This is a genomic window from Pseudomonas sp. B611, assembly GCF_055407965.1.
Genome location: NZ_JBUZST010000009.1, coordinates 1 through 14938, shown reverse-complemented (window position 1 = coordinate 14938; position 14938 = coordinate 1). Strand labels below are relative to the sequence as shown.

Genomic DNA, 14938 nt, shown 5'->3' with positions numbered 1-14938 from the left:
TGGCTTGCCTGCGATGAGGGTGTGTCAGTCACCCAAAGTGTTGGCTGCCCCACCGCTATCGCAGGCAAGCCAGCTCCCACATTTGGATCGGCGCTAGGCGAAGGATCGGATTCTGGCAGCCAGTTCTGCCAACCCGGCATCATCTGCCCGCCCATGATCATGGGACGAGATATAACCTTCATACGTTTCGAAAAACTTATCCACCTTCGAACTCAACGGCTTGAACGTGCTGTCCGAGCCCGTCCCATGCATGGGAAACAACTTCGCGTGCAGGTGGTCCACGCCATACCCCTCCATGATCAGCCCCGTGCGCGCCACATCGGGAAACGCCCGGTCGATCTGCAAGGCCGTCTTCTTCGCCGCCACCGCGAGCGCGGCCAGCACTTCATCCGACTGCGCAAACGCATAACTGCCGTAATGCTGCTTGGGGATCACCACGCTGAAACCGGGGGTGTTGGGGAAGATCGAGAGGAAGGCCATGTGCTGGTCGTCTTCCCAGAGGATGTGGGCTGGGGAGGTTTTGCGGACAATGCTGCAGAAAATACAATCCATTTTAATCGCTGCCATTTCAGTCGTGGGTTTGCTCGTGGAGAGCATCTAAAGCTAGGATTCGGCGCACGTCAAAACAAAAGGAGTTTCAGCCTGCCATGGATATCAAGTGTTCCGTATTTATCGCAGCCAGCGTTGACGGTTTCATTGCACGACCCGACGGTGATATCGAGTGGCTGCACCGCCCGCAATACGAAACCCCGGTGCTGAACGGCGTGACGTATGAAAGCTTCATCGCCAGCGTCGATGCATTGGTCATGGGGCGCAAGACCCTGGAGAAAGTCCTGTCCTTTCCCGAGTGGCCGTATGAGGGAAAACCTGTCATCGCGCTGTCTCACCAACCGCTGGAGATCCCTACGCATTTGCAGGGCAAAGTAGAAGTACTGGCGGCGGATGTGAGCGCACTGGTCACACAACTGGCCGAGCGCGGCATGCAGCATCTGTATATCGACGGCGGGCAGACGATCCAGGCGTTTCTCGACGCGGGCCTGATCGACGAGTTGATCATCACGCGCATTCCGGTGTTGCTGGGCGAAGGAATTCCGTTGTTCAGCCAGGTGGGCAGCGAGCATGAACTTCGCCATCTCGGTACGGATGTGTCGGACAATGGCTTTGTGCAGAGCCGCTACGCCGTTGCGAAGGCAGTGACTGCATGACGAACATCCCCGTCGCTTTGGTGGCGGGCATAGGCCGCCACAACCGCTCCATCGGCAAGGCCGGCGGGCTGCTGCGCAACGTCCCCGACGACATGCGCCGCTTCGCCACCAAGACCATCGGCAAACCCGTGATCATGGGGCGCAAGACCTTTGAGTCGGTAATTGCACTCAGCGGGCGGCCGTTGGTGGATCGGCCGAATATCGTGCTTTCGCGTGATCCGACGTATCAGCACGACCACGCGATTGTCTGCCGGTCTTTGGCATCAGCCATAGAATGCGCAGCGGCGTTCGCGCCCGAAGAGATTCATATCGGCGGCGGGCCGGAGCTTTATGACCAGGTGATCGACCGGGTGGACAGGCTCTACCTCACCCTGTTCAACGATGATCACGAAGGTGAGGCCAAATTCCCCAGCTTCGAAAGTGAGTTCATCGAGGTCTGCCGGCATGGCGTCAGGGAACACCAAGGCCTTGAATATGAGTGGGTGGATTACGTACGCCGCGCAGACTCTCACGGTGCTGAGCGGGCACGGTAAAAAATGTGGGAGCTGGCTTGCCTGCGATGAGGGAGTGTCAGTCACCCAAAGTGTTGGCTGACCCACCGCGATCGCAGGCAAGCCAGCTCCCACATTTAGATTGGGGGTAACCACTGGTCCGGTGGCGCTGCCCAGCAAAAACCCGCAGAATTTTCTGACAGCGTTTTAGGGTTGTCCCTCGGAAGATGGCTGCCTAATCTTCGGCGGTCGCTGCAAATTCAGCGACCGGGTTTCGCAGCCCGGTTAAACTCTAGACGCACAGCGTCCACCTCAGATAGCGGGCGCTTTTTTATGCCTGATGTTATGGCGGCTGTGCGCGGGATACCTTCGGGTATGCCGGGTGCCTAGAGTCCCGGTCTGCGAACCTGCGTACAGCTGCCACCCGGGTATCGTTTCGCAGCGATGGGGGCGGCTCCAATACTCTAGGAGCTTCGCCATGATTAAAGACAGTCCGAATCCGCCGTTAGACTCAACCGCGTTTCACGCCTCTGCTCATCGAGCGATTAACCACTATCTGAACCCCTCTGAAAAACCGCAGCCATCTGCTGAGGACGACAACCTGTTTACCGTACGCGAAGGATTGGACGCCGAGACGCTGTTGGTCAACGCGTCAGAGGATCTAGCGTCGGTTCGTGCGCTGGCAAGCCATTTGGCTTTCGAGATCGATGGCAATCCTCGCAGCGTGGCACTGGGAATGTGCCGGATGCTGGAAGGAATCCAGTTGATGGTGGATAAAACACTAAGCCTCAAAGACGACCCCATTCACAGACCAATCTGAAGCCGAAGAATTTGCAAAGCGGGCACGGTAAAAAATGTGGGAGCTGGCTTGCCTGCGATAGCGGTGTATCAGCCTACCTCGTCGGTAACTGACACACCGCTATCGCAGGCAAGCCAGCTTCCACAGTTTGATCGAGTGGGTGGTTAAAACAGTGTGCAAAAAAACGCCCCGAACCAGTCGGGGCGTTTTTTTGTTCAGCGTTTACCGATCAAGCCTGATCAGCCAACCGCCACGTCGTCCCACCCTTGCCATCTTCCAACACTACGCCCATGGCGGTGAGTTGGTCGCGGATACGGTCGGATTCCGCCCAGTCCTTGTTGGCCCGAGCGTTCAGGCGCGCCTGGATCAACGCGTCAACTTCAGCCGCATCCACACGCCCTTCGGCGCCGGCTTGCAGGAAGTCATCGGCTTCCATCTGCAACACGCCCAGCACGCTGGCCAGTTCTTTCAAGCGGGCGGCCAGGCCAGCCGCTGCGTCGAGATCGCTCTCGCGCAGGCGGTTGATCTCGCGCACCATCTCGAACAGCACAGCGCAGGCTTCAGGGGTGCCGAAGTCGTCGTTCATGACTTGGGTGAAACGCTCGACGAACGCTTCGCCGCCAGCAGGGGCAACCACCGGCAAGCCTTTCAACGCATGGTAGAAACGCTCCAGGGCGCCCTTGGCGTCCTTGAGGTTGTCTTCCGAGTAGTTGATCGCGCTGCGGTAGTGGCTCGACACCAGCAGGTAACGCACAACCTCAGGATGGTACTTTTCCAGCACGTCGCGAATGGTGAAGAAGTTGTTCAAGGACTTGGACATCTTCTCGCCATTGATGCGGATCATGCCGCAGTGCATCCAGGCGTTGGCGTAGGTCTTGCCGGTGGCGGCTTCGCTTTGGGCGATTTCGTTTTCGTGGTGCGGGAACTCGAGGTCGCTACCGCCACCATGAATGTCGAAGGTCTCGCCCAGGCAGCAGGTGGACATCACCGAGCATTCGATGTGCCAGCCCGGACGCCCGGCGCCCCATGGCGACTCCCAGCTCGGCTCGCCGGGCTTGGTGCCTTTCCACAGCACGAAGTCCAGTGGGTCTTGCTTGGCTTCGTCCACTTCGATGCGTGCGCCGATGCGCAGGTCTTCGATTTTCTTGCGCGACAGCTTGCCGTAGCCCATGAACTTGGCGACGCGGTAGTACACGTCGCCATTGCCCGGGGCGTAGGCGTAACCCTTGTCGATCAGGGTCTGGATCATCGCGTGCATGCCCGGGATGTGGTCCGTGGCGCGCGGCTCCATGTCCGGCTTGAGGATGTTGAGGCGCGCCTCGTCCTCGTGCATGGCGGCGATCATGCGCTCGGTCAGCGCGTCGAACGACTCGCCGTTTTCGTTGGCACGGTTGATGATCTTGTCGTCGATGTCGGTGATGTTGCGCACATACGTCAAGTCATAGCCGCTGAAACGCAACCAGCGGGTCACCAGGTCGAAGGCCACCATGCTGCGGCCGTGGCCGATGTGGCAGTAGTCGTACACGGTCATGCCGCACACGTACATGCGCACCTTGTTGCCATCCAGCGGCTTGAAGACTTCTTTGGTCTTGCTGAGTGTGTTGTAGATCGTTAACACGACGATTCCTTCTCTCTAGGCAAAGCCGGTCAGGCCTGCCTGAATCACTGGCCCCACGAATCACGCAAGGTCACGGTACGGTTGAATACCGGAGCACCAGGTTTCGAGTCTTTGATATCCGCGCAGAAGTAACCTTCGCGCTCGAACTGGAAACGGTCTTCCGGCTGTGCTTCGCCCAACGACGGCTCGGCACGACAACCCGTAAGTACTTGCAGGGAGTCAGGGTTTATGTTGTCGAGGAAACTCGCGCTGTCTTCAGCCTTCTCAGGGTTCGGCGAGCGGAACAGACGATCGTACAGGCGCACTTCGCATTCGATGCTGGCGGCGGCCGGCACCCAGTGGATCACGCCCTTGACCTTGCGGCCTTCCGGGTTCTTGCCCAGGGTTTCCGGGTCGTAGGAGCAACGCAGTTCGACGATGTTGCCATCGGCGTCCTTGATCGCTTCGTCGGCACGGATCACGTAGCTGCCGCGCAGGCGTACTTCGCCAGCCGGTTCCAGGCGCTTGTAGCCCTTTGGCGGCTCTTCCATGAAGTCATCGCGGTCGATGTAGATTTCACGGCTGAACGGCAGCTTGCGTACGCCGAGTTCTTCTTTCTGCGGATGACGCGGCAGTTCGAGGTGATCGACCTTGTCTTCCGGGTAGTTGGTGATCACGACTTTCAACGGACGCAGTACGCACATGGCGCGTGGGGCGCTGTGGTCGAGGTCGTTGCGGATGCTGAATTCGAGCATGCCGAAGTCCACGACGCCGTCGGAACGGTTGGTGCCGACCATGTCGCAGAAGTTGCGGATCGAGGCTGGCGTGTAGCCACGGCGACGGAAGCCCGACAGCGTGGACATGCGCGGGTCGTCCCAGCCATGTACGTGCTTTTCATCGACCAGTTGCTTGAGCTTGCGCTTGCTGGTGATGGTGTAGTTCAGGTTCAGGCGGCTGAACTCGTACTGACGTGGGTGCGCCGGCACCGGCAGGTGCTCCAGGAACCACTCGTACAGCGGGCGATGGCTTTCGAACTCCAGGGTGCAGATGGAGTGGGTGATGCCTTCGATGGCGTCCGACTGACCGTGGGTGAAGTCGTAGTTCGGGTAGATGCACCACTTGTCACCGGTCTGGTGGTGATGGGCATGGCGGATGCGGTACATGATCGGGTCGCGCAGGTTCATGTTCGGCGAGGCCATGTCGATCTTGGCACGCAGTACGCGGGCACCGTCGGCGAACTCACCGGCACGCATGCGGGCGAACCAGTCGAGGTTCTCTTCCACCGAACGGTCGCGGAACGGGCTGTTCTTGCCCGGCTCGGTCAGCGTGCCACGGTATTCCTTGGCTTGCTCCGGGCTCAGGTCATCGACGTAGGCCTTGCCGGCCTTGATCAGCTCGACAGCCCAGTCGTGCAACTGGTCGAAGTATTGCGAGGCATAGCGCACTTCACCGGACCATTCGAAGCCCAGCCACTTCACGTCGCTTTCGATGGCGTCGATGTATTCCTGGTCTTCCTTGGCCGGATTGGTGTCGTCGAAACGCAGGTGCGTGACGCCACCGAACTCCTGGGCCAGGCCGAAGTTCACACAGATCGACTTGGCGTGACCGATGTGCAGGTAGCCGTTGGGCTCTGGCGGGAAGCGGGTGACGATCTGCGTGTGCTTGCCCGAATCCAGGTCCGCCTGGATGATCGGGCGCAGGAAATTGACCGGGACGGCAGGTCCGGCCTTGGAATTCGAGGTAGGGTCGACAGTGGGCTTGCTCATAGGATCCTTGAACAGACAGGTTCGTGGCCGGGTAAGGCCAGATAAAACAAAGCGCTCATAATAGCCGAAGCCGTCAAGACACTGACAGAGCGTGGTCAAAAACTGCTGCATTTATTGCATGGGCGGTAAAAAACCACCTCGAAATTCCTACAGGTCACGCTAAACTGCGCCCCTTGGCCGAAGTTTTGCCAAACCGGTAAGGCGCCCCGGCGTCCACACCCACGAATTCCTTGAAAGAGAAACGACCATGACTCAAGTCAAACTGACCACCAACCACGGTGACATCGTCATCGAACTGAACGCCGAAAAAGCGCCGATCACCGTCGCCAACTTCATCGAGTACGTGAACGCTGGCCACTACGAAAACACCGTGTTCCACCGTGTGATCGGCAACTTCATGGTCCAGGGCGGCGGTTTCGAGCCTGGCATGAAAGAAAAGAAAGACAAGCGCCCAAGCATCCAGAACGAAGCGGACAACGGCCTTTCCAACGACAAGTACACCGTCGCCATGGCCCGTACCATGGAGCCGCATTCGGCCTCCGCGCAGTTCTTCATCAACGTGGCCGACAACGCCTTCCTGAACCACAGCGGCAAGAACGTGCAGGGTTGGGGCTACGCGGTATTCGGTAAAGTCACCGAAGGCCAGGACGTCGTTGACAAGATCAAAGGCGTGCAGACCACCGGTAAAGCCGGTCACCAGGACGTTCCGGTAGAAGACGTTATCGTCGAGAAAGTCGAGATCATCTAAGGGTGATCCTGCTTATTTCAGACTTGCATCTGGAAGAGGAGCGCCCGGACATTACCCGGGCGTTTCTGGATCTGCTCCACGGCCGCGCCCGTGGCGCCCAGGCCTTGTACATTCTGGGGGACTTCTTTGAAGCCTGGATTGGCGACGATGGCATGACCCCCTTCCAACGTTCGATTTGCGTGGCCCTGCGCGAACTCAGCGACAGCGGCACCCCGATTTTCATCATGCATGGCAACCGCGATTTCCTCATCGGCAAGGCGTTCTGCAAAGCAGCAGGCGCAACCTTGCTCAAGGACCCGAGTGTCGTGCAGCTATTTGGCGAGCCCGTGCTGTTGATGCACGGCGACAGCCTCTGCACCCGCGACGTCGGCTATATGAAGCTGCGCCGCATCCTGCGCAACCCCATCGTGCTGTTCATCCTGCGCCACCTGCCCCTGCGCACCCGCCATAAACTGGCGCGCAAGCTGCGCAGCGAAAGCCGTGCACAGACGCGCATGAAGGCCAACGACATTGTCGATGTGACCCCCGAGGAAGTGCCCCGGGTGATGCAGCAGTTTGGCGTGCGCACCCTGGTCCACGGCCATACCCACCGCCCCGCCATTCACAAGTTGCAGATTGGCGAGCAAGCGGCCAAGCGCATTGTGCTGGGGGATTGGGACAAGCAGGGCTGGGCGTTACAGGTGGATGAGCAGGGGTTTCAGTTGGCGGCGTTTGATTTTGTGAACCCGCAGTTGGCGTTGCCCGGCGCCTGAACCTCAAACACCACTGATCCAATGTGAACACAGATCCAAATGTGGGAGCGGGCTTGCCTGCTCCCACAGGGGATTTCATTCCACACTCGCGCTTTGTACATACGACTCGTCAGCCAGAAATATCTGTGAAGGCAGCGTAAAACCGCGCAACTTGAGCAACGCCAACGGCCCGGCATCCAGTTCAGTGCGTAGACGCCAAGCCAGTTCAATACCGTCAGGCGCCTTGAGCACCATGCGATAGAGGCTGTCGCCATCGTCCAATGGCGTGACGCGGGCTTTTTCCAACAGACGAATCAGACCCCATATGCCCTGGTAATCACCAAACAGGCGTTCGCCGGCATGCACACTGGTCCAGCTCAGGCTCACCCCGGGGTAATCGCTACGGCCTGGCCAGCTGAAGCGCTGCCAACGTTCTTTTTGGTTGAAGTAGTGGTGTTTTTCACCATTGAGAACAAAGGTGGTTTGCACCACGTCTCTGGCCGCTTTGCCCTGGAGCTCGAAGCTCAGACCCATGCCTCCGTCGGTGTAGAGCACGTCCGCCAAGTTGCTGAGCTGGTTGATGGCGGACAGAAACTGCGGGTTGAAACGCAGGCCCTGACTATGCAACGGATCGACCACCCAGCGATTGCCCTCCTTGCGCAACACGCCGCTTAGTTGATGGTGCAAAAACTGCTCGATCCGCCCCGAGTCGGCACGGATCATTTGTCCCAACATCGGCAACGAGGCGTCACTGCCTGTAGCCGCAAACGGATAGCGGCTGGCAAACGCGCTGTGCCAGGGTGTCACGATGGCGCGTTGCCACTGGCGATTAAGACTCACCGCTGAAGGTTGCAGCACCCGCTGCCAGGCCTGGTCCATTGGACGCACGAACAGCGCCTCACCGAACCCAGCCCACTGCGCACCAAGGCTGGCAGCGATCAGCCTGCCGTAGGACTGGGTATCGGTCAGATCGACGTTTTTACCCTGGAAGACTGTTTGCGCCAGGACCTGGGTCAAGGCCTGTGGGTCCGGGGCGTGGCTGACTTGCTGCAGTTTCAGGCGAGCGCGGGTGACTTGGGTGAGAAAGGCGTGCAGGGTGAGCTTACTGCCGCTGCCGTCGATGCTCATCAGTGAAAGCAGCGGGCCGAAAGTGGCATCCATCGGGCCGCTCGGCTCACTCGTCAATCTGTCGATCACTGGCGTCTCGTCCTGGCCGATCAACTTTTGTGCCGACTGGATCAGCGAGTCCCCCAGTGCCCGGCCACGCTGACCTGCATGCGCGTGGTAGGCCACAGTGTTCATCAGTGCAATCAATGGCGACTGGCGCACATCGCTCATCAAAGTCAATTGGTCGATGACATCGGACATCCGTTCGGATTGCTGCCAGCGCAGGCTGTTGAGGAAGTCCAGCCACGCTTGGGCATAGTCCTGGAAGTAGCGTTCGGTAAGACGCTCGCGCAGTTTTTCTGGCGTCAGATGGGGATCAACATCGATGGGCTTGTCGCTGAGCACCCAGTCGATTTCCTCGCGTCGGGCGCTGGCAATATCATCGATGGCCTGGCGCACATGGCCCTCCCAGGCTTGGCGGGTAAACACCCCCGCTACACTGGCGTCGGTGGAAAACAGTGCCAGTGCATCGGTATCGGCGACCATCTGGTGTAGGCTCAAGTCCGGCGAATGGTTGGCGGCGCCATCGAGCAACTGTTGGTACAGGCTGGCCTCGGCATTGCGTCGACCCAACTGGCCGAGCAAGACCTGCCGGGCCTGAGCGACCCGCTTCCAGTCAGCCGCGATGCGCCACTCGGGATGTGCAGCCAACTGTACGCTGTAGAACTGCCAGAGCGTCGGCGACAGGTTCCGCCAAATACCGGGGGACAAACCGGCACGCAGCGGCTCAGCCTCGCCCAAGACCTTGGCCAGGAAGACAGAATCGGTTTTCTCCGGGCGAGCCATCATCAGGTATGCCTTTAGTTGATCGTAGGCAACCTGGGCGTGACGGGCGCGGTCCGGGCTGTCCGGTGCCAGGCTGATCAGAGTGTCGAGTTGGCGTCGCAAATTCGCGGCCGCCGGGTCGCGCATCAATCGGTTATTGGCTTCGACATAGCGCGGCCAAAGGGCTTCAAGCAAGGCTTGGTTTTGGTTCAAGCCGAAGCGTTGATACCACGGCGTGCCGTGTTCGGCGCGGTAGTCCAGCCGGGCGAGTGCGCGGGTCAGCTCGTTGAGGGCCTGAAATTGCTGGTCACCTTGTTCCGATTGCTGCAGCGCAGCGAGCGAAACGTGTGCCTGCGCAACCTGCGCGCGGTTACTGGGAAAGGACAGCAACAAGCCAATTCCCCAGGCCAGCATCAGCAGCATAGTCACGGCGTAACCCACGCGAGCGGCGCTCCAGCCCACTCGACGCCGTACGGGCTTGTCCTCCAGCACGCCGTTCCAGGCGGGATCCGTCGGCCAATAATGGCCCGCCTGCTCACGCTGCACCGGCAGGCTGAACCACACACCACGCAGAGGTACTCCACGGGCGGACCGGCCTAGCAACGGCGCAAGCGCCTGGCGCCAACGGGTAATGCCTTCGGCCTGCAAATCGCGAGACAGCCGGAGCAGGAAATCATGGGTAGTCTGATCACGCATCTGTGCCAGACCCGCGTGACGCAGGGGCTCGATCAAGCCTTGCAAGCACGCTTGCAGGGCGGCGGCGGTCAGCCTCGTCGGCAACACACTGCCAACCGGCTCGACCGTGCGCTGGGCCTGCGGCCATTGGCTGGCGCAGACTTGCCACAGGTGCAGTGGGATCTGCCAGCGCAGCTCACGGGACAGTTTGCCAAAATGCCGAACACCCTCACCCATCGCGACTTCATCGAGGCTTTGCTCACTGCTCAGCGCCCAGACCACAGCATCCAGCGCATGCCAGCGGCTCAACTCGCGCCACGGTGCAAGGGCTGCCTCGTCCAGTCCGGAATTGACACTGCCACCCCATAACAACACCGTGCCTTGCCCTTCCAGCCAGTTCTGCGGCGTCAAGCCAGGTGCGATAGCGCTGATCTGATCCGGTTCGCCAAACACTAAAAACAAGCGGACTTTGCTGCGCCAGAAGTTCCCGTGCTGCGTGCGAAGAGACTTGCGTAACGCCTCCAGCCACAGGTTTCCTTCAGGTTCGACGGGGCTCGGAAAAGCATCCCAGGGTTCAGCCACCGTCGCCACCAACCCCGTTGCCCAGCCAACCGCCATACGGTCCCAAGCCAATACAATCAGCGGGCAAAACCAGCAAAGCGCGAGCCCAATGAACAGGCCCCGTAGTGCCAGATCCTTGAGCGCCAACGCTGGCCAAGCGAAATAGTTGCTGCACAATGCGTAGAACAAGCAGCCGAGCGTGACCAGCAACCACACCACCACCAGATAGCCCAACCCCATGCCGACCAAAGAGGCTTTACGCCCACTTTTAATGATTGCCATGAGGTACCACCACTCCAATGGCCAGTCGCTCCTCGGCATCCTGACTCAACCAGCCGCAGGGCTGAGCTGCCACCGTCGCCTGCAACAGCGCCAGCGACATACCGATGAAAGGCGCCAGGTTCCCCAGCAGGCCCCATTGCGTGCTCAGTTGGTGCTCTGCTGCGCACCAGCCTCCCTGCGCAAACGCTACCTGGCTGATCTTATCCAATGCCAAACAGCTGGGTGGAGGCCCATCAAGGCCGGCATAACATTGCACCTGCGCGCACAGTTCAGCGGGCGACTCATTCGTCTCGCTCAATAGATACTCACCTCGATGCAACAGCTGCCTGGCTTGCCGATCCACTACCCACAGAAAGCCTGCTTCGCCTGGCAGGTCGCCGTCTCCGGCGCGCTCCAAAGACACTACGCCGGCACACAAGAACCAATCAGCCGCTTCCTGACAGAGCGGGTAAAAGCCTTCAATCAGCGCGTCGAGGTCAGCCAGATCGCCCAATGGCACGCGGGTATCGGGCAGCCTCACTCCGGCCTTGACCAACTGTTGCGTGAACGCCGTCTCGCTGCCCGCATCACCCGCCCAGGCAACGCCGCGCAGCGTTGGCCAGCGCGCAGATAACTCAGGAAGTGCAAGGGTCAACCGGGCAAGGTGGCGGGCCAAGGCAGGGCCGCGCTCGGTGACATTGCTCAGTGACAATCGACACCGTAGCGCAGGCTGCGTCGCCCCCGGTATCAGCGACGGTTTCGGGACTGGCGTGGCGGCCATCAGCCCGCAGTACTGTGCCTGCTCGTCGCCCGCCGGCCCGAGCAACAGCACCTGTTGCACCGGCAAACCCAAACCACGCCGCCGCCACCAGCGCTGCAGGTCTTCATCACGGATGCCTCGGTACACATCCGTCTGGAACTGAGCGATCTGCCAAACCAATACACGCAACGCCAATACCATCGCCCAACTCAATGGCAGCACTGCACTCCATAACCACAGTTCAAGCTGAGGCTGCCCTTTGGGCCATAACCCCAGCAGGACCGCAGCCTGCACGCTACAGAGCATCAGCAACGCCAGCCACCAGCGTCGCCACTGGGGTGCTCGCGGCGCGATGACCTGCGGATACAGCGGTGGCCGAGTCATGGCGACACCCCCATCGATGAGGTCGCAAGGGTGCTCACCAAACGGCAGCCGCACTCACACCGGTGCCCGTGCAGCGCCACAGGTTTGCCGTCCATCGTGGAACCCGCAGTGCCTTCACTGATTTTGTTCAAACCATGCTTTTTACAGCGGACTGGATCGCCCATGCAGGCCACCGGTTTGCCGAAGGCCAGGAAATGGCCTTGCAAAACCTCGCCGCCAAACGGCTGCAAAGGATCACCGACACGCACTAAAGGCAACATCAGGCCACCTCCCCGTCGATCTCAAACAAGCTGCCCGCCGCGCGCAGCATGGCAGTGGTACGTTCCAGGCGCTCGGCCAGGTCCTCCTGGACGATTTGAGTTTTCAGCTCGGCGGCCACCAAGCCAATATGCGCGGTTGGCTTGAGGATTTGCTCAGCCCCTGGCAAGAACGGCACCACCAAGCCCGTGGCCTTGTCGATGACCTGATAACCGATGGTCGCGCCGCCGATGCCGGCGGCGAGGCCACCCAGGGCGTTTTTTCGCTTGATGCCATACACCGTGGCCCCAACCACCATCGCCACACCCAGCATCCGCCCCGCCACCACCACCGGGGAAAGCTCGCGGCTGTTTTCATTGCCGAAATAGGTCATGCGGTAGAAAAAGTAACCGGCCCACAGCTCACGGGTTTTCAATGCGTCATGCATAAACCAGGCGCGGGAATCGTGGACTTGGTCGTCGAACAGCGCGACCAGCAGGGCCATATTGGTTTGCGTACTGGGTGTACCTCGGTCATCCCGAAACAGCTGTTTGCAACGTCGCTCGCCCGCTGCCTTGAGTGCGGCATGGTCCCTGGCTTCGTCATCTTCATTGAGCAGGTAGATCGCGTCGCGCAGCACCACGTCCAGCATGTAACCCTTCAAGCTGGTTTGTTCGCGTTTGCTGCCGGTGTAGTCGGCCTTGAACTCGGCAGCGGCCTGGCTGAGTTGGGTCTGGTCGATCTTCGGTTCGTAGATGGGTGGGCCGGGATAGTTTTTGGCGGCCTCGGGGGCTTGTTGGCGGTCTTTTTTTAGACCGCGTTTCAACGCTTCATAGTGTTCGCGTTGTTGGCCCTCATCGTAGGCCGTGGTCTCGTGGGCTTGAGTGAAAAAGGGTTGGTGTTTGTAGCTGTCGTTGGCAAAACGGCCGATGCGCCAGCCGGTGATCCAGCCCAACTGGTCGGCCAGGGTGTCTTCGACAGTGGTGGTGAGCTGGATGGGTTGGTAGGACCAGGGGGGAGTGGCGGTGGGTGGGTCGGAAGGGATGCCTGGGAGGGTTTGGCGCCAGGCGTTGAAGCGTTCGACTAATTCGCTGCTCAGACCAAATTCACTCTCTATGTTGGGGTCCATCACACGCCAGAACTTCTGGTCAGATAACCCTCTCGGCAGAGCAGCTTCCGGCACTTGCAACGGTGCACCCACTGCGAAAGCCTCGGCGTACAGGTCATGCAACACGATCTGTGACACCAATTCATTGGTAGCGCCCCGCGCCTTGCCCTGATCATTCTTAGGGTAGCCACCACCGACATCGGAGTGAACGCCGGGGTAGACCACTTCGATGGTGTTGGCTGGGTACTTACCGTCCTCATTACGTATCGAATCCAGCGGGAAACACGAGCGCTGTTCAAAGCCTGCGACAAAGTGTCGACAGCACTTGACCAGATCCGGAAAACGTTGGGTGTCGGGCAATAATTGAGTGTTATCAGCCCAATCCATGTGCCCTGCAAAAAACGGCGCAGCATGAGCGATACCGACCGAAGCTACGGTATCCAGCAGGCCGAGAAATTCGACACTGATGGGCAGGCCAATCAGGCTTTGTTCGGGGCGTCCGGCGCCTTCTGACGTGTCGAATAACTGGGTTAACCAAGTGACAAAAGTGCGGGCCTCTGCGGCGCCTCGGGAGAAGCCGTATACGAAGAGTTTGATTCCCAGGACTTTGGGCTGTGCTATCGGCACGCGCGCTTTCAAGGGGGCAAGCAGGCTGGTCATTACGGAGCGGCGATTGCTTGGGCCAAGGGTACTCATCAAGGGCGTAGGCCACGTGCTCATTTTGCTGACCGCTTTCGCACGATCATCCTGCGATAAAGGAACACCGGCCAACGACGAATACATGGCGTCGGCGACAGATACCAAAGCCCAGTTGATGCGATCCTCGCCTCCGGAGGCGTACTTCAACCCGTCCTCGCTGTAATCCAACTCGCCCACTTCCGGAAATGGAGTGCCAACACCGGGCATGTAGTAAGAGTAATAGCCACTGCCTTTAGCTTCATCATCTTGAATCGACGCATGATAGAGCTTGGCGATATTACTGGGATGGTTCTTCTTGGTGTCGTTATTATCGTTATTATTGGTCCCATCGAAAAACAGACTTATATGCATACTGTGGCAACATACAAAGCGCTGACTCTTTCCAGAAAAATCACGCTGCCTACAAAATAGGTTTTCTTCAGCAGCTTGCCTACGATAGTTAGCACCCACCACCGAGACCTCTGTAGGCAAGCGCCCGCCCAGAGGAAAAACAGGCGGCCCGAAAGCTTTTTCTTTAAGTTGGCTATTTATTTTAAGCATACAGCTGGCTCCTTCGCGCGCCTAGGCTCTCTGATCGGATAATCTGGTCGGCCATATATCGCACAAGCAGTAGTAACTGCAACGCGATTGCAAGTTAAAAAATGTACCTTTAGATCACAAGATTTTTTTTCCGGCCATTCAGGAACATCGACAGTAACGCGGTACTGTCGAAATTTAGCCTTGTGACTGGCCCAGGCTTCCTCATCAAATCCAAACCCGATTGTTTTTCTTTTTATTTTCGCAAAGCGATCAGGATCAACCTCCCACTCAACATCCACCTTCAACCCCGGCCGCCACTTAACCGGCATAATAATGCAACACGAACTCCCCCCTCCGCCGTGCGCTCTATAGCCATTCACCGAAAACCAATTAATCGCAGTCCCTTCAACATGATTAATCGCCGCTATATTCCCGGCCACCATTTTATTTTCGGCAGATACACAC

At 59.1% G+C, this 14938-nt stretch carries 13 protein-coding genes; 5 read left to right on the top strand and 8 right to left on the bottom strand.

Features of this window, described 5'->3' with window-relative positions:
• Positions 1-93: 93 nt before the first annotated feature.
• Positions 94-552, bottom strand: a complete 459-nt coding sequence (locus ACZRMO_RS19065) for an HIT family protein (protein WP_463973861.1) — start codon at positions 550-552, stop codon at positions 94-96.
• A 95-nt stretch (positions 553-647) separates the two neighbouring features.
• Here ACZRMO_RS19065 and ACZRMO_RS19060 point away from each other — a divergent pair, with 95 nt between their 5' ends.
• From ACZRMO_RS19060 to ACZRMO_RS19050, 3 genes are all read left to right on the top strand, one after another.
• Complete coding sequence (locus tag ACZRMO_RS19060; RefSeq protein WP_463973860.1) at positions 648-1205, top strand: dihydrofolate reductase family protein; 558 nt, start codon at positions 648-650, stop codon at positions 1203-1205.
• Positions 1202-1738: a dihydrofolate reductase gene (locus ACZRMO_RS19055; RefSeq protein ID WP_463973859.1), complete on the top strand. Its 537-nt coding sequence runs from the start codon at positions 1202-1204 to the stop codon at positions 1736-1738. Before ACZRMO_RS19060 ends, ACZRMO_RS19055 begins: the two co-directional genes overlap by 4 nt.
• Positions 1739-2174: 436 nt before the next feature.
• On the top strand, positions 2175-2516 hold the full coding sequence (locus tag ACZRMO_RS19050) for a DUF6124 family protein (protein ID WP_463973858.1): 342 nt from the start codon (positions 2175-2177) through the stop codon (positions 2514-2516).
• A gap of 208 nt (positions 2517-2724) precedes the next feature.
• Here the strand turns inward: ACZRMO_RS19050 and cysS are convergent, their stop codons facing one another.
• Together cysS and ACZRMO_RS19040 are read right to left on the bottom strand one after the other, a co-directional pair.
• Positions 2725-4113, bottom strand: coding sequence for a cysteine--tRNA ligase (cysS, locus tag ACZRMO_RS19045; RefSeq protein WP_463973857.1), 1389 nt, complete (start codon positions 4111-4113; stop codon positions 2725-2727).
• A 44-nt stretch (positions 4114-4157) separates the two neighbouring features.
• On the bottom strand, positions 4158-5858 hold the full coding sequence (locus tag ACZRMO_RS19040; RefSeq protein ID WP_124528972.1) for a glutamine--tRNA ligase/YqeY domain fusion protein: 1701 nt from the start codon (positions 5856-5858) through the stop codon (positions 4158-4160).
• A gap of 247 nt (positions 5859-6105) precedes the next feature.
• Here ACZRMO_RS19040 and ACZRMO_RS19035 point away from each other — a divergent pair, with 247 nt between their 5' ends.
• Positions 6106-6606, top strand: a complete 501-nt coding sequence (locus ACZRMO_RS19035; protein ID WP_463973856.1) for a peptidylprolyl isomerase — start codon at positions 6106-6108, stop codon at positions 6604-6606.
• A 2-nt stretch (positions 6607-6608) separates the two neighbouring features.
• Positions 6609-7358: a UDP-2,3-diacylglucosamine diphosphatase gene (lpxH, locus tag ACZRMO_RS19030; RefSeq protein ID WP_463973855.1), complete on the top strand. Its 750-nt coding sequence runs from the start codon at positions 6609-6611 to the stop codon at positions 7356-7358.
• A gap of 75 nt (positions 7359-7433) precedes the next feature.
• Here lpxH and ACZRMO_RS19025 read toward each other — a convergent pair whose 3' ends face one another.
• The 5 genes from ACZRMO_RS19025 to ACZRMO_RS19005 all read right to left on the bottom strand — a co-directional run.
• A complete protein-coding gene (locus ACZRMO_RS19025) occupies positions 7434-10787 on the bottom strand; it encodes an ImcF-related family protein (RefSeq protein WP_463973854.1) in 3354 nt (1117 codons plus the stop codon).
• Positions 10774-11766, bottom strand: coding sequence for a hypothetical protein (locus tag ACZRMO_RS19020; RefSeq protein ID WP_463973973.1), 993 nt, complete (start codon positions 11764-11766; stop codon positions 10774-10776). Before ACZRMO_RS19020 ends, ACZRMO_RS19025 begins: the two co-directional genes overlap by 14 nt.
• A 140-nt stretch (positions 11767-11906) precedes the next feature.
• A complete protein-coding gene (locus tag ACZRMO_RS19015) occupies positions 11907-12170 on the bottom strand; it encodes a PAAR domain-containing protein (RefSeq protein WP_207043507.1) in 264 nt (87 codons plus the stop codon).
• Complete coding sequence (locus tag ACZRMO_RS19010; RefSeq protein WP_463973853.1) at positions 12170-14494, bottom strand: T6SS phospholipase effector Tle1-like catalytic domain-containing protein; 2325 nt, start codon at positions 14492-14494, stop codon at positions 12170-12172. The genes ACZRMO_RS19015 and ACZRMO_RS19010 overlap by 1 nt, the downstream gene beginning before the upstream one ends.
• The coding region (locus ACZRMO_RS19005; RefSeq protein ID WP_463973852.1) for a DUF3304 domain-containing protein at positions 14482-14938 on the bottom strand (457 nt) is incomplete at its 5' end. The genes ACZRMO_RS19010 and ACZRMO_RS19005, both read right to left, overlap by 13 nt.

Excerpts from the sequence above, each read along its gene's own strand:
- ACZRMO_RS19065 (WP_463973861.1), bottom strand. The coding sequence starts at position 552 with ATGGATTGTATTTTCTGCAGCATTGTCCGCAAAACCTCCCCAGCCCAC.
- ACZRMO_RS19060 (WP_463973860.1), top strand. The coding sequence starts at position 648 with ATGGATATCAAGTGTTCCGTATTTATCGCAGCCAGCGTTGACGGTTTC.
- ACZRMO_RS19055 (WP_463973859.1), top strand. The coding sequence starts at position 1,202 with ATGACGAACATCCCCGTCGCTTTGGTGGCGGGCATAGGCCGCCACAAC.
- ACZRMO_RS19050 (WP_463973858.1), top strand. The coding sequence starts at position 2,175 with ATGATTAAAGACAGTCCGAATCCGCCGTTAGACTCAACCGCGTTTCAC.
- ACZRMO_RS19040 (WP_124528972.1), bottom strand. The coding sequence starts at position 5,858 with ATGAGCAAGCCCACTGTCGACCCTACCTCGAATTCCAAGGCCGGACCT.
- ACZRMO_RS19035 (WP_463973856.1), top strand. The coding sequence starts at position 6,106 with ATGACTCAAGTCAAACTGACCACCAACCACGGTGACATCGTCATCGAA.
- ACZRMO_RS19025 (WP_463973854.1), bottom strand. The coding sequence starts at position 10,787 with ATGGCAATCATTAAAAGTGGGCGTAAAGCCTCTTTGGTCGGCATGGGG.
- ACZRMO_RS19015 (WP_207043507.1), bottom strand. The coding sequence starts at position 12,170 with ATGTTGCCTTTAGTGCGTGTCGGTGATCCTTTGCAGCCGTTTGGCGGC.
- ACZRMO_RS19010 (WP_463973853.1), bottom strand. The coding sequence starts at position 14,494 with ATGCTTAAAATAAATAGCCAACTTAAAGAAAAAGCTTTCGGGCCGCCT.